General features: G+C 68.7%; 18 protein-coding genes and 2 pseudogenes. 11 read left to right on the plus strand and 9 right to left on the minus strand.

What is annotated here, in order from left to right; genetic code table 11:
• The 3 genes from dnaA to mutM all read right to left on the minus strand — a co-directional run.
• Positions 1–1,179: chromosomal replication initiator protein DnaA (dnaA, locus tag RMP08_RS02805; protein WP_310467458.1), on the minus strand; the 1,179-nt coding region annotated here is incomplete at its 3' end.
• 412 nt (positions 1,180–1,591) lie between these two features.
• Positions 1,592–1,855, minus strand: a complete 264-nt coding sequence (gene rpsT, locus RMP08_RS02810; protein WP_310467460.1) for a 30S ribosomal protein S20 — start codon at positions 1,853–1,855, stop codon at positions 1,592–1,594.
• Positions 1,856–1,961: 106 nt separating this feature from the next.
• On the minus strand, positions 1,962–2,768 hold the full coding sequence (gene mutM / locus RMP08_RS02815) for a bifunctional DNA-formamidopyrimidine glycosylase/DNA-(apurinic or apyrimidinic site) lyase (protein WP_310467462.1): 807 nt from the start codon (positions 2,766–2,768) through the stop codon (positions 1,962–1,964).
• Between the two features lie 47 nt (positions 2,769–2,815).
• On the opposite strand from mutM, the gene RMP08_RS02820 reads away from it, so the two are divergent.
• The 3 genes from RMP08_RS02820 to RMP08_RS02830 all read left to right on the plus strand — a co-directional run bounded on the left by RMP08_RS02820 (position 2,816) and on the right by RMP08_RS02830 (position 6,881).
• Complete coding sequence (locus RMP08_RS02820) at positions 2,816–3,547, plus strand: class I SAM-dependent methyltransferase (RefSeq protein ID WP_310467464.1); 732 nt, start codon at positions 2,816–2,818, stop codon at positions 3,545–3,547.
• 106 nt (positions 3,548–3,653) lie between these two features.
• Complete coding sequence (gene ubiB, locus RMP08_RS02825) at positions 3,654–5,186, plus strand: 2-polyprenylphenol 6-hydroxylase (protein WP_310467465.1); 1,533 nt, start codon at positions 3,654–3,656, stop codon at positions 5,184–5,186.
• Between the two features lie 21 nt (positions 5,187–5,207).
• Positions 5,208–6,881 carry a DUF885 family protein gene (locus RMP08_RS02830; protein ID WP_310467466.1) on the plus strand — a complete coding sequence of 558 codons (1,674 nt, stop codon included), beginning with the start codon at positions 5,208–5,210 and terminating at the stop codon, positions 6,879–6,881.
• Positions 6,882–7,051: 170 nt separating this feature from the next.
• Here the strand turns inward: RMP08_RS02830 and RMP08_RS02835 are convergent, their stop codons facing one another.
• The 3 genes from RMP08_RS02835 to RMP08_RS02845 all read right to left on the minus strand — a co-directional run bounded on the left by RMP08_RS02835 (position 7,052) and on the right by RMP08_RS02845 (position 8,777).
• The gene (locus RMP08_RS02835) at positions 7,052–7,438 is read right to left on the minus strand and encodes a hypothetical protein (RefSeq protein ID WP_310467467.1); all 387 of its coding nucleotides are present in this window, start codon (positions 7,436–7,438) and stop codon (positions 7,052–7,054) included.
• Between the two features lie 170 nt (positions 7,439–7,608).
• Positions 7,609–7,938, minus strand: a complete 330-nt coding sequence (locus RMP08_RS02840) for a DOPA 4,5-dioxygenase family protein (protein WP_310467468.1) — start codon at positions 7,936–7,938, stop codon at positions 7,609–7,611.
• 65 nt (positions 7,939–8,003) lie between these two features.
• Positions 8,004–8,777 (minus strand): hypothetical protein, encoded by a 774-nt coding sequence (locus RMP08_RS02845; protein ID WP_310467469.1) that lies wholly within the window; start codon positions 8,775–8,777, stop codon positions 8,004–8,006.
• 371 nt (positions 8,778–9,148) lie between these two features.
• On the opposite strand from RMP08_RS02845, the pseudogene coaBC reads away from it, so the two are divergent.
• From coaBC to RMP08_RS02875, 6 genes and pseudogenes are all read left to right on the plus strand, one after another.
• Positions 9,149–10,326: pseudogene (gene coaBC, locus RMP08_RS02850) on the plus strand (bifunctional phosphopantothenoylcysteine decarboxylase/phosphopantothenate--cysteine ligase CoaBC).
• 64 nt (positions 10,327–10,390) lie between these two features.
• Positions 10,391–10,801 (plus strand): hypothetical protein, encoded by a 411-nt coding sequence (locus RMP08_RS02855; protein ID WP_310467470.1) that lies wholly within the window; start codon positions 10,391–10,393, stop codon positions 10,799–10,801.
• A 44-nt stretch (positions 10,802–10,845) separates the two neighbouring features.
• Positions 10,846–11,283 carry a dUTP diphosphatase gene (gene dut / locus RMP08_RS02860; RefSeq protein ID WP_310467471.1) on the plus strand — a complete coding sequence of 146 codons (438 nt, stop codon included), beginning with the start codon at positions 10,846–10,848 and terminating at the stop codon, positions 11,281–11,283.
• A 3-nt stretch (positions 11,284–11,286) separates the two neighbouring features.
• Positions 11,287–12,060 carry a ThiF family adenylyltransferase gene (locus tag RMP08_RS02865; protein ID WP_310467472.1) on the plus strand — a complete coding sequence of 258 codons (774 nt, stop codon included), beginning with the start codon at positions 11,287–11,289 and terminating at the stop codon, positions 12,058–12,060.
• Positions 12,044–12,523, plus strand: a complete 480-nt coding sequence (locus RMP08_RS02870; RefSeq protein WP_310467473.1) for an Lrp/AsnC family transcriptional regulator — start codon at positions 12,044–12,046, stop codon at positions 12,521–12,523. The genes RMP08_RS02865 and RMP08_RS02870 overlap by 17 nt, the downstream gene beginning before the upstream one ends.
• A 111-nt stretch (positions 12,524–12,634) precedes the next feature.
• Complete coding sequence (locus RMP08_RS02875) at positions 12,635–13,552, plus strand: nuclear transport factor 2 family protein (RefSeq protein WP_310467474.1); 918 nt, start codon at positions 12,635–12,637, stop codon at positions 13,550–13,552.
• 74 nt (positions 13,553–13,626) lie between these two features.
• Here the strand turns inward: RMP08_RS02875 and topA are convergent, their stop codons facing one another.
• Positions 13,627–16,119, minus strand: coding sequence for a type I DNA topoisomerase (gene topA / locus RMP08_RS02880; protein ID WP_310467475.1), 2,493 nt, complete (start codon positions 16,117–16,119; stop codon positions 13,627–13,629).
• 55 nt (positions 16,120–16,174) lie between these two features.
• Here topA and RMP08_RS02885 point away from each other — a divergent pair, with 55 nt between their 5' ends.
• Positions 16,175–16,741: a hypothetical protein gene (locus RMP08_RS02885; protein ID WP_310467476.1), complete on the plus strand. Its 567-nt coding sequence runs from the start codon at positions 16,175–16,177 to the stop codon at positions 16,739–16,741.
• Between the two features lie 81 nt (positions 16,742–16,822).
• Entirely contained in the window at positions 16,823–17,338 is a 516-nt protein-coding gene (locus RMP08_RS02890; RefSeq protein ID WP_310467477.1) for a GNAT family N-acetyltransferase, read from the plus strand.
• Here RMP08_RS02890 and dprA read toward each other — a convergent pair.
• Both dprA and plsY read right to left on the minus strand, forming a co-directional pair.
• Positions 17,325–18,407: pseudogene (dprA, locus tag RMP08_RS02895) on the minus strand (DNA-processing protein DprA). The gene RMP08_RS02890 and the pseudogene dprA overlap by 14 nt on opposite strands.
• On the minus strand, positions 18,404–18,991 hold the full coding sequence (plsY, locus tag RMP08_RS02900) for a glycerol-3-phosphate 1-O-acyltransferase PlsY (protein WP_310467478.1): 588 nt from the start codon (positions 18,989–18,991) through the stop codon (positions 18,404–18,406). Before plsY ends, dprA begins: the two are co-directional and overlap by 4 nt.
• Between the last annotated feature and the right edge of the window lie 19 nt (positions 18,992–19,010).

Raw genomic sequence — 19,010 nt, forward strand, 5'->3', positions numbered from 1 at the left:
CATCTCGGCCTTGCGGATCTTGAAATGCTCGGCGACCTGGGTCTGGATTTCGTCGATCGAAATGCGGCGCTGGTTGGCGCGCAGAACGTTGGCGAGGACTTCCTCGACGAACGCGACGTCGATCGGGCGGCCGGTCATCATCGCATAAGCCGCGATGCGGTTGAGCGCGCCTTCCAGCTCGCGCACGCTCGACACCACCCGGCGGGCGAGGAACTCGACCACCGCGCGCGGCATGGCGACCCCGGGGAGCACCGCCAATTTGGCCTCGACGATGTTGAAGCGCAGTTCGTAATCGGCGGCGTTGATGTCGGCGACCAGGCCCCACGACAGCCGCGACAGGATGCGCGGGGCGATCCCGTCGAGGTCCTGGGGGGCGCGGTCCGAGGTGATCACCAGCCGTTTCCCGGCGGTGATGATCTCGTTCATGGTGTGGAAGAATTCTTCCTGGGTGGAATCCTTGCCGGCGATGAACTGGACGTCGTCGATTAACAGCAGGTCGGCGCCGCGCAGCCGGCTCTTGAACCCGATGGTGTCGTTTTCGCGCAGCGCGCGGATGAACTCGACCATGAACTTTTCGGCCGACATCGAGACCACGCGCGCGCCGGGGTGCTGGGCGAGGAAGGCGTGGCCGATGGCGTGGAGCAGATGGGTCTTGCCGCGCCCGGTGCCGCCGTGGATGAACAACGGGTTGAAGCTGACGGTCGAGGCGGTGGCGAGGGTCCGCGCGGCAGTCGCGGCGACTTCATTGGCCTTGCCGACGATGAACGTCTCGAAGCGATAGCGCGGGTCGAAATTGGGCGCCGAGGGATCGCGCGCGACGGGCGCAGGCGCGGGCACCTCCTCGAGGATCAGCAACGGCGACGGGCGCGGCGCGTCGGAGGCCGCGGCGACGCGCACCTCGCGCACGATCGGCAGCGCGGTCTTCCACGCCAGCGCGAGCCGGTCGCCGAAGTGCGAGCGCACCCAGTCGGCCATGAACTGGCTCGGCATGACGATTTCGAGCGCGCCGCTGTCGGGGTCGAACTCGCCCAATGCGGCGGGCTTCAACCAGCCGTCGAAGGTGCGCGCGCCGAGATCGCGGCGCAGGCCGGTGCGAATCGATTCCCAGGCCGCCTCGAGCGGGGCGGCGATGCGCGGCTCGCCGATGGCCTGGCACACGTCTGTCTGTCCGCCCTGCACTGGCCCGCGCCCTCCTCAAACTCGCCCCCACCGAGACAAAAGGGTGCCGCTGCACCGCGTGCGATTCGCGGCGCCTGTGGCTGCTTTTCTCTCGAACCCCGTGGCGCGGATTCGCGCCGTTGGAACGGGTGTTTCTGGAAGCCTCGGAGCCCGCTTTCAAGGCCTCATTTTTCACATTTGTGAAATAATCGCACTTGACACGGAAAACCGACGGAAAGCTGGGGAAATGGCGAAAAACCGGCACTTTTCGCTGTCGCCAATTTTTCACAAACGCGCGAATCGCGGGAAAAGCTGGATTTTTTCGGAAGGCCCCGAAACGACATCGCGGCGGATAATGAAAAGGGCCGCCGGGGATGCCCCGACGGCCCGTTTTCAAAGCGAACCTAGTCCCGTTTTTGGCCGTCCGATAACGTCAGCCGAGCGCGGCGACTCGCTTCGACAGGCGCGAGATTTTGCGCGACGCGGTGTTCTTGTGGATGACGCCGCGGGCGACTCCGCGCGCGATCTCGGGCTGGGCCTTGCGCAGCGCCTCGGCGGCGTCGGCCTGCTTGCCCCCGGCGAGCGCCGATTCGACGGCTTTCACGAAGGTGCGGATGCGGCTGACGCGGGCGCCGTTGATCGCCTCGCGGTTGGCGTTGCGGCGGATGCGCTTCTTGGCTTGCGGCGTGTTCGCCATCGACAGTCCTCTAACTATGCAGGCTCAATGAAAAAGCGGCGCTAGAGCCAGTGGCCCGCGCCGACAGGCCGTCCCCCTAGCGTCGGAGGCCTGCGCGGTCAACCGTCTAGCGCTGGCAAGCCGGGCAGTAAAAGGTCGAGCGCCCGCCCTGGACGATGCGCTTGACGGTGCCGCCGCACGCGCACGGCTCGCCCTCGCGGCCGTAGACCGCGAAGGTCTTGCTGAAATAACCGAGCTCGCCGTCGGGGCCGGCGAAATCGCGTAAGGACGAGCCGCCCGCCGCGATCGCCTCCTCGAGCACCGCCTGGATCGCGGGGACGAGGCGCCGGAGGCGTTCGAGCGAGACTTTGCGCGCGGCGCGGCGCGGGTTGATGCCGGCGCGGTAGAGCGCCTCGCAGACGTAGATGTTGCCGAGCCCGGCGACGATGCCCTGGTCGAGCAGCATCAGCTTGATCGCCGCGGTACGCCCGGCGAGGCGGGCCTTGAGATCACGCGGGGTCAGGTCGAACGGCTCGGGGCCGAGCGCGGCGATCAGCGGCCAGGCGGCGATCTCGGCGGTGGCGACGAGGTCGAGCGACCCAAAGCGGCGCGGGTCGTTGAGCGCGAGGCGGCAACCGTCGGCGGTGTCGATCAGCAAATGGTCGTGGGCGCCGATCTCGGCGGGGTCGATGCGCCAGCGGCCCGACATGCCCAAATGGAACACCAGCGTGTCGCCGCGGTCGGTCGCGATCAGGCCGTATTTGGCGCGGCGCGAGAGCGACGTGACGGTGGCGCCGGTGAGGCGCTGGCCGAGGTCGGGCGGGAGCGCACGGCGGAGGTCGGGGCGGCGCGCCTCGACCCGCGCGATGCGGCGGCCGAGCAGGACGCGCTCGAGCCCGCGGACGGTGGTTTCGACTTCGGGGAGCTCGGGCATGGCGGGCGATATGGCGGACGCGCGCCAAGGCGGCTAGAGGCAGGCACATGAGCGACAAGGTCAATTTCGGCGAGGAGTTGGTCGATCCGGCGGAGAAGACGCGGCGGGTCGGCGCGGTGTTTTCGTCGGTGGCCCAGCGCTACGACGTGATGAACGATTTGATGTCGGGCGGGCTGCACCGGCTGTGGAAGGACAAGTTCGTGGCGCGGGTCAAACCGCGGCCGGGCGAGGCGATCCTCGACATGGCGGGGGGGACCGGGGATGTCGCGTTCCGGCTGGCCCGGCGCGGGGCGCTGGTGACGGTGGCGGACATCAATGCCGACATGCTTGGGGTGGGCGAGGAACGCGCCACAAAGCGCGAGCTGACCGGGCTCACGTGGCGGGTCGAGAATGCCGAAAAGCTAAGCTTCGAAAGCGGCAGGTTCGACGCCTACACGATCGCGTTCGGGATCCGGAACGTCACCGACATCCCCGCCGCGCTCAAGGAAGCGCACCGCGTGCTCAAGCGCGGCGGGCGGTTCTACTGCCTCGAATTCTCGACCAGCGACTGGCCCGGTTTTGCCGAATTGTACGAGGCCTATGCGAGCCGGGTCATCCCGCGCATCGGCAAGGCGGTCGCCGACGACGAGGCGAGTTATCGCTACCTGGTCGAATCGATCCGCCGCTTTCCCAAGCCCGCGGCGTTCACGGCGATGATCGCGGAGGCCGGGTTCGCGCGCGCCAATGCCGAGCCGATCCTCGGCGGGCTGGTCGCGATCCATTCGGGGTGGAAGATATGACTCCCCTCCCGCCCGCGGGAGGGGCCGGGGGAGGGCCTGTCGATGACTCACAGGCCCTCCCCTTCGCCGCTATGCGGCTCTTCCCCTCCCGCAAGCGGGAGGGGGTGTGACGACATCGGCGACGCATCTGTGGCGGCTGCTCAAATGGGGGCGGACGCTGGCGCGGCATGGCGCGCTGCAGGGGATCGAGGCCGATCCGCTGACGCCGCGCATGGTGCGAAGAATGGTTCGCGTCCTGCGCATCGGCGTGCGCGTGCCGGCGACTCCTGATTACGCCAAGGCGCTGCAGGAGATCGGCCCGGCCGCGATCAAGCTCGGGCAGGCGCTGTCGACGCGGCCCGACCTGGTCGGCGCGCGCGCGGCGGAGAATCTGTCGCAGCTGCAGGACAACCTCCCCCCTGCCCCGTTCGCCGCGATCAAGGCCGCGATCGAAAGTGCGTTCGAAGCGCCACTGCAAACATTATATGCCGAGTTCGACCCGGTGCCGGTCGGGGCGGCGTCGATCGCGCAGGTCCACCGCGCGGTCACCACCGACGGCCGCGCGGTGGCGGTCAAGGTGCTGCGGCCGGGGATCGAGGACGAGTTTGCGAAAGCGCTCGAGACCTATGAATGGGCGGCGGCGCATGTCGAGCGCAGCGGCGGCGGCGAGCTGAGGCGATTGAGGCCGCGGCTGGTGGTCGCGCATTTCCGCCAGTGGACGATGCGCGAACTGGATTTGCAGCGCGAGGGCGCATCGGCGTCGGAATTGCGCGAGAATATGGTCGCGGAGCCGGGCTTTCACGTGCCCGAAATCGACTGGCGGCGGACCGCGCGGCGGGTGCTTACGCTCGAGTGGCTCGACGGGATCAAGTTGAACGACCGCGAGGCGCTGATCGCGGCGGGGCACGACCCCAAGGCGCTCGCCGCGATTTTGGTGCGCGGGTTCCTGCGCCAGGCGGTGGTCGACGGGTTCTTCCACGCCGATTTGCACCAGGGCAATCTGTTCGCGCTCGGCGACGGGCGGGTCGCCGCGGTCGATTTCGGGATCATGGGGCGGATCGACCGGCGGGCGCGGATGTGGCTGGCGGAAATCCTCTACGGGCTGATCACCGGCGACTATGCCCGCGTGGCCGAAATCCACTTCGAGGCGCAATATGTGCCGCCGCACCATAATGTGCACGAGTTCGCGACGGCGTTGCGCGCGGTCGGCGAGCCGATCCGCGGCCTGCCGGTCAAGGACATCTCGATCGGGCGGATGCTCGAGAGCCTGTTCTCGATCACCCGCGATTTCGACATGCCGACCCAGCCACATTTGCTGCTGCTGCAGAAAACGATGGTGATGGAGGAAGGGGTGGCGACCGCGCTCGACCCCGACATCAACATGTGGGAGACCGCCGAGCCGTTCCTCAAGGAGTGGCTGCGCGGCGAGCTTGGCCCCGAAGCCTATTACGCCGACCGCATCGTCGACACGGTGCGGGCGCTCAAGAAGATCCCCGAGCTGATCGAGCGCCTCGACCAATATTACCCGCCGCGCGGCGCCGCCCCGCCCGCCCCGCCGCTGCCCGAGATTGCGCTGGTCGAGCGGCGGCAGTGGTGGGGCTATGCCCTTGCGGGCGCGGTCGGGGCGGCGCTGGGTGCAGCGCTGATCAACGCGGTTTGAACTGATGGGGGAGGTGCTGAAATGCTTCGTTTGCTCGTTGGACTGGCGTTGCTGGCGCCGATCGCGATGACCACCGCACCCGCCGCCGCAGCCGCTCCGGCGGCGACCGGCCATGCCCAGCTGGTTCAATTGTTCAGCGAGTGGCGGGCGTTCAACCATCCCGAGATCGTCCGCGGCAAGCCCGATTATTCGGCTCGGGCGATGGCTGCCAAGGCCGCGCGCCTGCCCGAGTTCCGCGCGCGCTTGTCAGCGATCGACACGGCCGGCTGGAGCGCGTCGCAACGCGGCGACCAGCGCCTGGTCGAGGCCGAGATCAACGGGCTCGATTTCTTCCTGCGCGTGCTCACGCCTTGGTCACGCGACCCAGGCTTCTACCAGACCGTGTTCGCCGACATGAGCGATGTCCCGGCGCATGAGGGGACGTTCGCCGAGCCCAACATCGACCTGTACAAATTCTCATTTCCGCTGTCGCGGGCGGACGATGCCAGGCTGACCGCGCTGCTGGGCGCGGTGCCGGCTTTATTCGCCGATGCCCGCGTCAATCTCGCCCCGAGCACGGCGCATGATTTGTGGGCGTATGGCGATGCCGCGTTCGTCGAGCAGGCCGAAGTGCTGGCAAAGTTCGAGGCCGGCACGCTGATGATGAACGACCTGTCGGGCAAGCGCCGCGCCAACCTCGATGGCGCCAGTCCCGGCTTGCGCGCCGCGATCCGCCAGGCGCGGCTGGCAAGCGAGGAATTCGCGCGCTGGATCAAGGCGGAAGCGCCGCGCCGCCAGGGCCCGTCGGGCGTCGGCAAGGACAATTATAACTGGTACCTCAAGCATGTCCTGCTCAGCCCGTATGATTTCGACCAGCAGCAGGCGCTGCTCCAGCGCGAGCTCGACCGTTCGCTCGCCTCGCTGCGGCTGGAGGAAGTGCGCAACCGCGCCTTGCCGGCGACCGCCGAGATCAGCGACCCCGCGGCGTACGGCCGGTTCGGCGAGGCGCGGGTCGATAAATTGTACCGCATGCTGGTCGATACAGGCTTCATCGCCGACAAGCCTTATTACCGCTCCGCTCTGGCCGGGCAGCTGGTCGGATACACCGCGCCCGCCGAGCGCAACTTCTTTACCCACATCACCTCGCTCGAGCCGCTGCCCCTGCTCACCCACCAGACCCATTGGATCGAGCTGGCGCAGCTGGTCCATGAGCCCCACCCGAGCCCGATCCGCCAGGCGACGCCGCTGTTCAACATGTTCGAGGACCGCTCCGAAGGCTGGGCCACGGCGTTCGAGGAAATCGTCATGCACGCGGGGCTCTACGACGATGTCCCGCGCGGCCGCGAGCTGGTGTGGGTGATGCTCGCCAACCGCGCTGCGCGCGGGCTCGCCTCGCTGCGCGTCCAGGCCAACGAGATCGGGCTCGACGAGGCCGGCAAGTTCCACGCCGCCTGGACCCCGCGCGGCTGGTCCGACGCCAGCAGCCGCCTGGTCGGCTTCGAGCAATTGCTGTACCTGCGCCAGCCCGGTTACGGACCGAGCTACATCATCGGCAAGCTCCAGCTCGACCGGTTGCTCGCCCAGGCCGCGCACCGCGCCGAGCAGCAGCAAAGGCGGTTGGTGTTCCGCGACACCTTCGCCGCGATCCTCGCTTCGGGAGTCGTCCCGCCGGCGATCATCGAGGACGAATTGGCGGAGGCCGAGGCGGCGCGCTAGCTCAGCCGAACATCGCGAGGTTGAGCGGCTCGCTCGGGCCGAACCAGATGACGTGGTCGTGGTGGTCGGCGCCGCCCCGCCCGCCCCGCCGCTGCCCGAGATTGCGGTAGTCGAGCGACGTCTGCGGTGGAGTTTTGTGTTGGCGGTTGCAAGTGCCGCAACGGCCGGATTCATTGCAGCGCTGGCAATCGCCTGAAAGGACAGTCGTCGCTCGTGCGGCTCGGGCACGGCGATCCCAAGACAGCGTCCGGATAGCTTTCGTTGAACGGCGATTGCCCGGGCCGACGCAGTTCAAAGTCGACTCTCCCGTTGCCGATTCCACTGATCTCCACACCATAGGTGACGCCCGGGATCAGCTGGGGCTTGCCGGTGGACCGAAAGCCGTCACGGCCTTTGCCGATACGCAAGGGCATCTGGACGTCCACGCATTGCACGTCGGCTGCCAAGTCGAGCGCCCAGTGGAGCTCTTCGGCGTCGAACAGATAAACGTGATCGATACAGTATGTGCGGTCCTGCCGACCAATCAGCCGCCACAAGCTCCAGGGGAAATCGATCACCAGCTCATTTCCCAGCCAAACCACGCGGATGTCTCGGTCAGGTGGCTGGCACGAGCCTAAGGCGAATGCAGCGAATGCGAGGAAAATGCCTGATCGAATTCGCCTCATCATCGCTCCTAATCGGCAATATCATATATGCTCGGCGAGGAGATGATGGCCAGAAAGTTCGCCTAACCGAACATCGCGAGGTTGAGCGGTTCGCTCGGGCCAAACCAGATGACATGGTCGTGGTGGTCGGCGCGGTCGTCTCCAGTGGTGGCGTGGGCGAAGATCGTCAGGCCGTCGCGGGCGAGCACCGCCCATTGCGCGAAATCGCCGAATTTTTCGGGCGCCACGGTCAGCTGGCAGCTGCCGCGCGGGTGCGGGCCGATCGGCGCCAGGTGGAAGTGGCCGACCGCGACGCCGAAGCGCGCCTGGGCCTCGGCGGCGACCGCCTTGGCGCGGTCGACCTCGGCCGGATCGTAATAGAGGTGGGCGTGAAAATCCGTGATCTCGCTCATGCCCAGTCAAGTCGGTTCGCGGCGCGGGAAATCAAGAGCGGTCGGCCGGCCCAGGCCGGGCCGCGCTAACCGCTGCGGCGGCGCGCCCGGGGCGGCCGCCCGGTCGCTGCGGCGCCGCGGCTCTTGATCACCTTGATCACGGCAAAGCCGGCGCCGATCAGCGCGGCGAGCGCGAGGAGCGTCTTCTGCCACGTGTCGAACAGCCCGGTGAACTCCTCGCCGACCATCTTCCAGAAACCGATTTCCGCCTTGACTGTTTCGTTCCGTCCAACGCGAACCTTGACGTCTACGTAAGCATCATATTCGTCGACCGGCTCGCCGTCGCGGAACACCTGGACCTTGGCGGTGAGGATAAATTTGCCGCGCTTCTTGGGAATGACGTCCCAATGCCACGTGGCGCGGCGATCCGGCCCGAGCGGAATGCGGGCCGTGCTGCGCGACGTGAACTCGAAATTCGCGTCCGGCACCAAATCGACCTGCATGACCGGCGAAATGAAGATGTCGGTGGTCTCGCCGATCTCCCGATTGCCGAAATGCGAACGAACCCGCGCCTCGTCGGGTGCGACCGCGAAGATCAGGCGCGCAGCGGCGCCAACGACCATCGGTGGCGGCTTTTTGAAGGCGCCCTTGCCTTCCTCGATATCGTCGCCGGGGGCAGCGGCCCCGGCACGTGTGCCCGAAAACGATGGCCGCGCCGAGGTGTGCCGAAGCGGGCGGTGCTCACCGGAGCTCCCCATTGACGGTCGTGGGGACGGTGCGGGACGGGCGTCCCGGGCGGGGCCGGGTGATCCCGCATCGTCGCGGTCACCCATCGGGTGGCTCGAATGGCCGTTGGCCATCGGTGGAGGCGGTGGCGGCGGTGGTGGCGGTGGCGGCGGTGGCGGCGGGCACGCCTCGTCCGGCCCGATCACCGCGCCGTCCGGACAGGTCTGCGATGCGGCGGGCCCCTCGGCGGCGGCGCCGGACACGCGATTGAGCGAGCATGCCGCGAGCAGCACAGCGATGCAGACGATCACAAAATGACGCATCGGCCAGCCCCCGCCAACGCAATCCGGCCGGGCGACGATACACCCAGCGGCGGACGGCCGCAAATTCGCCGCGCGGAGGCGCCCGGCATGGGTTATGGCGTGCCCGTCGCCCGGCGCGGCGCGTCCCCACAAAGTAGGCCCACACTCGACTCATCGGCGGGTTGGCGGCATTGCTGCTGGCCATGACACGCGTTCTGCTCATCGTCGGCGGGGGGATCGCCGCTTATAAGGCGCTCGAGCTGGTGCGGCTGCTCAAGAAGGCGGGCCACGCGGTGACCCCGGTGCTGACCAAGGGCGGCGAGCATTTCGTGACGCCGATGGCGCTCGGCGCGCTGGCGCAGTCGCCGGTCTACACCAGCCTGTGGGACCTCAAGGACGAGGTCGAAATGGGGCATATCGAATTGTCGCGCGCGGCGGACGTGGTGCTGGTGTGCCCGGCGACCGCCGACCTGCTGGCCAAGATGGCGGCGGGGATCGCCGACGATTTGGCGACGACTTTGCTGCTGGCGACCGACAAGCCGGTGGTGGTGGCGCCGGCGATGAACGTGCGGATGTGGTTGCATGCCGCGACCCAGCGCAACGTCGCGCAGTTGCAGGCCGACGGGGTGACCGTGATCGCGCCCGACGAGGGCGAGATGGCGTGCGGCGAGTTCGGGCCGGGGCGGTTGCCGGAGCCGGCGGATATCCTCGAGCGGCTCGGCGCTTTCTTGACCGCGAAGTGACGCTCGCCGGGAAGCACATCCTGGTCACCGCGGGGCCGACGCATGAGCCGATCGACCCAGTGCGGGTGATCGCCAATCGGTCTTCGGGGCGGCAGGGGTTTGCGATTGCGGCCGCCGCTGCGCAGGCCGGGGCGCGGGTGACATTGGTCGCCGGGCCGGTCGCGCTGGACACGCCGGCGGGCGTCGAGCGCGTCGATGTCGAGACTGCCGAGGAGATGGCCGAGGCGGTGTTCGCCGCGCTGCCGTGCGATGCGGCGATCCTGGTTGCGGCGGTCGCCGATTGGCGGGTCGCGGTGTCGCCGACAAAACTCAAGAAGGGCGACGGGCCGCCGGTCCTCGAGTTCGTCGCCACGCGCGACATATTGGCCGAACTCGGGCGCGATGCGCAGCGGCCGAAATTACTGATCGGGTTCGCCGCCGAGACTGCCGACGTGGTCGCTAATGCGGTGGCCAAGCGGGCCGCCAAAAACGCCGACTGGATCGTTGCCAACGACGTGTCGGGCGAGGTCATGGGGGGCACGCGCAACCGCGTTCATCTGGTCACCGCCGACGGGGTCGAAGACTGGCCCGAGGCGGCCAAGGACGAAGTCGCGCGGGCGCTGATCGCGCGCGTCGCGGCGGCGTTGGCAGCGCGCTAGCGGCGTATCGACAGCGGCGCGGGTTGGGCATACCATCGCGCATCATCATCGAGGGAGACTCACGATGAAACGCTTGCTCGCATTGGCCTTGCTCGCAGCCCCCGTCCCCGCCGCGTCCGCCACCGTCGAAGTCGCCAACGGCAATTGGGGCCAGTTGCCGCCGCTCGAGTTCCGCGGGCCCGACCATCTCAGCACCAAGGTGATGCAGCGACTGTTCGAGATCACCAGCGAGCGCCAATGCAAGCTCGGCCGCCGAGCCGGTCGCCAGCTCGACCTGAACCTGTCGTTCGCGGCGCATTTCGAGCCCAACGGGACGCTGACCAAGGTGGTCCTGCCGCGGCTTGACTGCCCCGAGGCCGAGGGAGTGATCGGCGGCGCGCTGCTGGCGATGATCGCGGCGGGCGATTACAAGCCGACCGGGCAGAACCTCGAAGGGTGGTACCGCGGCTCGTTCGGGTTCGGCTTCGTCGGCTAATCGGCACCCTTGCGCGCCGGCGCATCGGCGGCCATGCGGACGGAATGATCGAAATCAAGCTGACGCGCCTGCCGCACGGCGACGGGCTGCCGGTGCCGAGTTATGCCAGCGCGGGGGCCGCGGGCCTCGATGTCGTCGCGGCCGAGGAGCTGGTGCTGGCGCCCGGCGCGCGCCACGCCGTCGCGACCGGCTTCGCGATCGAGATCCCGCCCGGCCATGAAGTCCAGGTGCGGCCGCGCTCGGGGCTGGCGATCAAGCATGGCATCACCTGCCTCAACACGCCGGGCACGATCGACAGCGACTATCGCGGCGAGGTCAAGGTGATCCTGGTCAACCTCGGCTCCGAGCCGTTCGCGGTGAAGCGCGGCGAGCGGATCGCCCAGCTGGTCCCGGCGGCGGTGCTGCGCGCGGCCTTTTCGGAAGTCGCGGCGCTCGAGGAGACCGCGCGCGGCGCCGGGGGCTTCGGCTCGACCGGCCGCTAACCAATGGACCTCACCGACGCCGAGCTTGAGCGCTATGCGCGGCACATCGTGCTGCCGCAGGTCGGCGGGGTCGGGCAGCGCAAGCTGAAAGCGGCGCGGGTGGCGGTGGTCGGCGCCGGCGGGATCGGCAGCGCGGTGATCCCGGCGCTGGCCGGCGCGGGCGTGGGCAGGCTGACGATCATCGACGACGATGCGGTCGAACTGTCCAACCTCCAGCGCCAGACGATTTTTCGCGACGACCAGCTTGGCGCGGGGAAAGCCGCCGCGGCGGCGGCGTACGCGGCGGCGCTCAACCCGGAAATCGAGGCGGTCGCGGCGGCCGAGCGGATCGGTGCGGACAATGCCCAAGCGCTGCTTGGCGGCCACGATGTGATCGTCGACGGGTGCGACAATTTCGCGACCCGGCTGACGGTCAACGAGGCGGCGGTCAGGCTGCAAATTCCCCTGGTGTCGGCCGCCGCGGCGCAGTTCCAGGGGCAGATCGCGTTGCTCCGCGGGTGGCTCCCCGACCAACCGTGCTACCGCTGCTTCGTCGGGGATGCGTTCGACGCCGAAGATTGTGATACATGCGCCGAATTGGGGGTGCTCGGAGCCCTGACCGGCGCGGTCGGCAATCTCGCCGCGCTGCTCGGGATCCGCGCCATCGTGGGGGCCGGCGAGGAGTCTCAGGGAAAGCTGTTCGTGATCGACGCACTGGCCTTCAGCGTGCGCCCGATCCGGATTCCCAAGGACCCGGGGTGCGGGACATGCGGAGGGGGCAATGCGGCGGGTTCATGATCTCGATGCCAAGGATCGCGAGATTTTGGCATTGCTCGAGGCCGACGGGCGGCGCTCCAGCTCGGACATCGCGCGGCTGACCAGCCTGTCGGCGCCGACCGTCGCCGAGCGCATGGCACGGCTCAAGGACATCGGGGTGATCACCGGCTTCACCGTCAAGATCGACGCCGCCAAGGTCGGGCTGCCGGTCGCCGCGATCATCGAGTTCCGGCCCAAATTGATCAGCGAGGCCGAGGCGGTGCGGCTGGTGTCCGAGCGCGGCGAGGTGCGCGACTGCTACCGCGTGACGGGCGAGGCGCTGCTGGTGCTGATCGTGCGGGTGGCGAGCAACGAGGTCTTGAAAGCGATGCTCGCCGAGCTGTACCGGCATGGCGAAACGCGGACCTCGATCATCCTCGACGCCGAGTTCGAGGGACGGCCGATTTTCAGGGGCCACGAGCCGCCTTCGGTTCCGCAGGCGTAACCCCGCAAAAAGCTTCGAATCCTCGGCAATCGGCGGCCCAGAGGCGGCCAACCGTCATGGCTGCGCGGCGCGCCCCGGCGCATTATGCCGCGCAACCTGGGGGACAAGTGCATGCGACTGACGATGCTGTGCGCGGCGTTGCTCGTGACCGCCCCTGCCTGCACCATGTCGGCCGCGACGCACCACGGCGCGGTCGTCACCACTCCCGCCGCAGCGGCGGACGAGCTGCTGGCCGCCGACCGCGCGTTCGCTGCGGCGGGGGCCGGGCAGCCGATGATCGACGGGTTCGCCGCGATGCTCGCCGACGACGCGGTGATGCCGTCGCGCAAGTTCGGCTTTTCGCGGGGAAAAGACGCGATCGTGGCGGCGTTGCGCGACGATCCCGCAAACCTCACCGCGACCGCCGAGCGGGCGCCGGTGCGGGTCGGGATTTCGGCCGACGGGCTGCACGGATTTACCTACGGTTTCATCAATGTGCGCCGGCCCGGCCAGCCCGACGAGCGGGCTAAATATCTCGCTTATTGGGTCAAGGGCGATGCGGGATGGCGGGTGGCGCTTTTCAAGCGCGGGCGAAGCGCGCCTGGGGCGGTCGCGACCGAATTGCGCGCGGCTAGTGTGCCGGACCGGCTCCGGCCGGCGGACCCTGCCGCGATTCCCGCGCACAAAGCGAGCCTGGTTGCCGCCGAGCGGGCGTTCTCGGATCGTGCGCAGGTGATCGGGGTCGGAAAGGCGTTCACCGAGTTCGGCTCGCCCGACGCGATGAACATGGGCGCCGGCAGCGACTTCACCTTCGGCAATGCGGCGATCGGCGCGGCGGGCGGCGACGGCGATGCGGCCGATCCGCGCGCGCCGCTCCACTGGGGCGCCGACGAGGGGGCGCTGGTGGCGTCGAGCGGCGACCTCGGCGTGACCTGGGGCTGGATCCGCAGCCACGAGCTCAAGGACGGCAAGCCCGCCCAGCAATTTCCGTTTTTCACAGTGTGGCGCCGGGCGGACCCCCAATCGCCCTGGCGTTACATCGCCGAATAGCGTCTGCGGCTGTTCGGCGATCGGCCCCGCGAGATTACCCTTTCCTCGCGGGGCCTTTTCTTAAATGCCGGCGGCTATGTCTTCCTGCGCGCCGGGGCCTTGCGGGCGCCCTTTTTCTTGGGCGCGGGACCCTTGGCTTCCTTGGCGGCGATCAATTCGACCGCCTCGCCGAGCGTGACCGCCTTGGGGTCGGCGCTCTTGGGGAGCGTGGCGTGAGTAGTGCCGTCGCTGACGTAGGGGCCGTAGCGGCCTTCGAGCACCTTGATCTCTTTCCCCGATTCGGGGTGCGGACCGAGGTTGGCGAGCGGCTCGCGTGCGCCGCCGCGCTTGCGGTCGGCGCCCGAGGCGGCGTCGGCTAACTTCGACACCGCCGCGTTCATGCCGGTTTCGAACACCTCGGCGGTCGAGGCCAGGCGCGCATATTTGCCGGCGTGGAGCAGATACGGGCCGTAGCGGCCGATCGAGGCGGTGATCGGCTCGCCCGTCTCGGGGTGGGCGCCGATGGTGCGGGGCAGCGAGAGCAATTTCTCGGCCATCTCGAGCGTCAGGCCGTCCTGCGGGACGTCCTTGGGCAGCGAGGCGCGCTTGACCTCGTCGCCCTCGCCGCGCTCGACATAGGGGCCGAAGCGCCCGGTCTTGAGGGTGATGCCGTTGCCGAGCTCGCTCGGGCCGTCGCTGACCGCGCCCTCGCCGCCGGCCTGGCCGAACTTCTGGGTGAAGCGGCACTCGGGATAGTTGGAGCAGGCGACGAACGCGCCGAACTTGCCGCCGCGCAAGGATAGGCGCCCGGTGCCGCACGCGGGGCACACGCGCGGGTCGCTGCCATCATCGCGCGGCGGGTACAGCCACGGGGCGAGAAACTCGTCGAGCGCGGCGGTGACCTCGGACGGCTTGAAGTCCATCACCTCGCCCGCCTTGGGCTTGAAGTCGCGCCAGAAGGCGGCGAGCAGATCCTGCCAGCCGGTGCGGCCGCCCGACACGTCGTCGAGGCCTTCCTCCAATTCGGCGGTGTAATCGAAGCTGACGTAGCGCTCGAAAAAGCGCTCGAGGAAGGCGGTGACCAGGCGCCCGCTTTCCTCGGGCAGGAAGCGCGCCTTGTCGACGCGGACATATTCGCGGTCCTTGAGCGTCTGGAGCGTCGCGGCGTAGGTCGACGGGCGGCCAATGCCGAGCTCCTCGAGGCGCTTGACCAGGCTCGCTTCCGAATAGCGCGGCGGCGGCTGGGTGAAATGCTGGGTCGATGTCACGCCAGTCTTGGCGGGGGAATCGCCCTGGCGCAGCGCGGGCATCCGCGCCGCATCCTCGTCGTCGGCTTTCTCGTCGCGGCCTTCCTCGTAGAGCGCGAGGAAGCCGGGGAACAGGACGACCTGGCCCGAGGCGCGGAGCACGGCGCGGCCGGCGCCGTCGCTTAGCTCGACGGTGGTGCGTTCGAGGCGCGCCGAGGCCATCTGGCTCGCCAACGCGCGGTTGTAGACCAGTTCGTAGAGCCGGGCGTGATCGCCCGAGCCGCCGCGGCTCGCGGCAAAATCGGTCGGGCGGATCGCTTCGTGGGCTTCCTGCGCGTTCTTGATCTTGCTGACATATTTGCGTGGTTTGTCGGGGACATAGCCGGCGTCGTAGCGCGCGGCGATGGCGCGGCGGGCGGCGCTGATCGCCTCCTCCGCCATGTCGACGCCGTCGGTCCGCATGTAGGTGATCAGCCCGTCCTCGTAGAGCGACTGGGCGACGCGCATGGTGTGGCTGGCGGAGAAGCCTAATTTGCGCGCGGCTTCCTGCTGCAGGGTCGAGGTGGTGAACGGCGGCGGCGGGTTGCGGCCGAACGGCTTGGTCTCGACCGACTGGACGGTGAAGCGCCCTGCCTCGACCACCGCTTTGGCGGCGTCGGCCGAGCCCTTGTCGCCGATCGACAGGCGGTCGAGTTTGGTCCCGTCGAGCTGGACCAGCCGTGCCGAAAAACTCTGGCCGTCGGCTTCGAAGGTGGCGCCGACCTGCCAATATTCCTGGGCGCGGAACAGCTCGATCTCGCGTTCGCGGTCGACGATCAGCCTGAGCGCGACCGATTGCACGCGGCCCGCCGACTTGGCGCCGGGCAGCTTGCGCCACAGGATCGGCGACAGCGTGAAGCCGACCAGATAATCGAGCGCGCGGCGGGCGCGGTAGGCGTCGATCAGATCCTCGTCGAGGGCGCGCGGGCGGCCCATCGCCTCGAGCACCGCCGACTTGGTGATGGCGTTGAAGGTTACCCGCTCGACGTTTGCGGGGAGCGCTTTCTTGGCGCGCAGCACCTCCTGGACATGCCACGAAATCGCCTCGCCCTCGCGGTCGGGGTCGGTGGCGAGGATCAAGGTGTCGGCGCTTTTGGCTTCGTCGGTGATCGCCTTCAATTGCTTGGCGCGGTCGGCCGACACCGTCCACAGCATGGCGAAGCCGTCGTCGGGATCGACCGAGCCGTCCTTGGGCGGCAGGTCGCGGACATGGCCGTAGCTGGCGAGCACGCGGTGCCCCGGCCCGAGATACTTTTCGATGGTCTTGGCCTTGGCCGGCGATTCAACGACAACAAGCTTCATTTTTTGTCCTCACGCATACGCACGAGGGTGGAGATGATGTAGACTCACCGTCAAGATGCAGCTGGAAGCGATGAACAGTTTCTGGAACGTCACGCTCGGCGGGCTGATCGGCAGCGGCCTGGCAACGGCCATCGTCGGCACCTTGCTCCTGAGCCGTAACACGCGGATCACCGAAGGTTTGAAGTCCGACTTTACCGACCGGCTGAATCGATCATCGTCGCTGCGGTCCTACCAGGAGAAAGCATTGGCCGAGCTTTTCGGCCCGGCGCGTATGCAGCTGGCCCGGATCAAACGGGCGTTCGGGCGATGGAATCGGCGAAACGACCATCTTGAGACCAACATCATCCGTGAGGGCAATGTCTTCCTCCGCGACCTGTTCCTTGCCAAGGGACATCTCCTGCCTCCGGAGCTGTTCGAGGACGCGGAGAAGCTGGTTGAGCATTTCGACGCTTGGCTCGAGGAATATGAACGGGTCAGGGTCAGCAAATCCGAAGGGGACAAGACGTTTGTTTTCGCTGGGCCGCAGGGATACCCGTTTCCGAGGGACTCTGAACGACGCATTGTCGAGCATATGGAGCGGCTCCAGCGGTTGCTCTACGGCGAGCTCACAAGCGCGGGATAGGCTTGGGGCCGCGTGGCCACCGCGGCAAGCGGGCGGCTCGAGCTCGAGATGCGCAACTGTTGGCAATAGGGACGCGCATTCGTGACCGAGCTTCGCACACAGCGGCTGGTGCTGCGCCGGGCGCGCGCCGAGGACCTTGCGGCGATGCACGCGGTGCTCTCCGACGAGCAAGCGATGCGCTATTGGTCGAACGGGCCGCATGCCGAGCTGGCCGAGACCGAGCGGTGGCTGGCGTCGATGATCGAATCGCCGCGCGAGGTCAGCGACGATTTCGTCGTCACGCTCGACGGCGAGGCGATTGGCAAGATGGGCGCGTGGCGGCTGCCCGAGTTTGGCTTCATCCTGCGATCGGACCAATGGGGGCGCGGGATCGCGTCGGAAGCGCTGAGGGCCTTCCTCGACTACATGTTCCGGGAGCGCGGGGTCGATTTCCTCGTCGCCGACACCGATCCGCGCAACGCCGGCGCGTTGCAATTGCTGGCCCGCCACGGGTTCGTCGAGACCGGGCGCGCCACGGGGACGTGGACCACCCACATCGGGGTTTGCGACAGCGTGTACCTGCGGCTCGACCGCGAGAGCTGGCTCAGCGCAGGCTGACCTTGCCGCCGGCGTGGCGCTCGAGGCGGCCGGCGAGGTCGAGTTCGAGCAGCGCCATCTGGACGGCGCCGCTAGCGAAGCCCGACTGGCGGATGATTTAGTCGACCGCGACCGCCGACGGGCCGAGCAGATCCTCGACCGTGCGGCTGGCGTCGGGGTCGGGCTCGGCGGGGGGCGGCGGCGCGTGTTCGAATGCGGGCGCCGGCGAGGCGACGCGGGTCTGGAGCGGGCGCACCGCCTCCATCACGTCGGCGGCGGTCTGGACCAGCGTCGCGCCGTCGCGGATCAGCTGGTTGCAGCCCTGCGCGCGAGGATCGAGCGGCGAGCCGGGCACCGCGAGCACCTCGCGCCCCATCTCGGCGGCGAGCCGCGCGGTGATCAGCGAGCCCGAGCGCGGCGCCGCCTCGACCACCACCGTGCCGACGCTCAGCCCGGCGATGATCCGGTTGCGGTAGGGGAAGTGGCGCGCGCGCGGCTCGGTCCCGGGGGGCATTTCGGCGAGCACCAGCCCGCGCTCGAACATCGCCGACTGCCGCGCTTCGTTCTCGGGGGGATAGAAGATGTCGATGCCGCCGGCGACCACGCCGATGGTGCCGTCGTCGAGCGCGCCGTCGTGCGCCGCGGAGTCGATCCCGCGCGCCAGGCCCGAGACGATCACCGCGCCGTCGCGGCCCAGCTCGTGGGCGAGGCCGCGGGCGAAGCGGCACGCGGCGGCCGACGCGTTGCGCGCGCCGACGATGGCGATGGCGAGGCGGTCGAGCAGGTCGAGCCGGCCTTTGGCGATGAGCAACGGCGGGGCGTCGTCGAGCTCGGCGAGCAGGCGCGGGTAAAGCCCCTGCCCCAGCGCGACATAGCGCGCGCCGAGCGCCTCGACCGCGGCGATCTCGGCCTCGGCGGCGGCGCGGGTGAACAGCTGCGGAGAGCGCCCGCCGCCGCGCGCGGCGAGGTCGGGCACCGCGGCGAGCGCGTCGCTCGCGCCGCCGAAGCGCGCGACCAGCTGGCGGTAGGTGACCGGCCCGATGCCGGGGGTGCGGACCAGCCGCAGGCGGTCGACGAGGTCGGCGGTCACTCCTTGGCCCCGATGCGGGGCTCGGTGCGCGCCTTGAGGCGAACGAGGTTCTCGCGGTGCTTCCACAGCACGAGAAGCGCAAAACCGAGCAGCATCGGGAACAGGAAGCGGTCGCCGAGGACGGCGGCGGTGAGCGGTGCACTGATCGCCGCCGCCATCCCCGCCACCGACGAGATTCGGATCGTCAGCAGGAGGAGTAGCCATATGGCGGCGTAGACCGCGGCGGCGACGGGGAGCAGCGGAATGAGGATGCCGAGCAAGGTGGCAACGCCCTTGCCGCCGCGGAACTTGAGCCACACGGGGTAGAGGTGGCCGACCAGCGCGCCGGCGGCGGCAAAGCGGACGCCGTCGGGGAAATAGGATAGGGCGATCCATACGGCGGCGGCGCCCTTCGCTGCGTCGAGCAGGAGGGTCAGCGCGGCGAGGCCCTTGCTGCCGGTGCGCAGGACGTTGGTCGCGCCGATATTGCCCGAGCCCACCTCGCGCAAATCGCCCTTGCCGGCGAAGCGGGTGAGCAGCAGCCCGAACGGGATCGAACCGAGCGCATAGCCGATCAACAAAGCGATGATCTGATCGGCGGTCACAAGCTTCCGAATCCCCTCG

The sequence above is a fragment of the Sphingomonas sp. genome (genome assembly GCF_031426035.1).
Lineage (GTDB): Bacteria > Pseudomonadota > Alphaproteobacteria > Sphingomonadales > Sphingomonadaceae > Sphingomicrobium.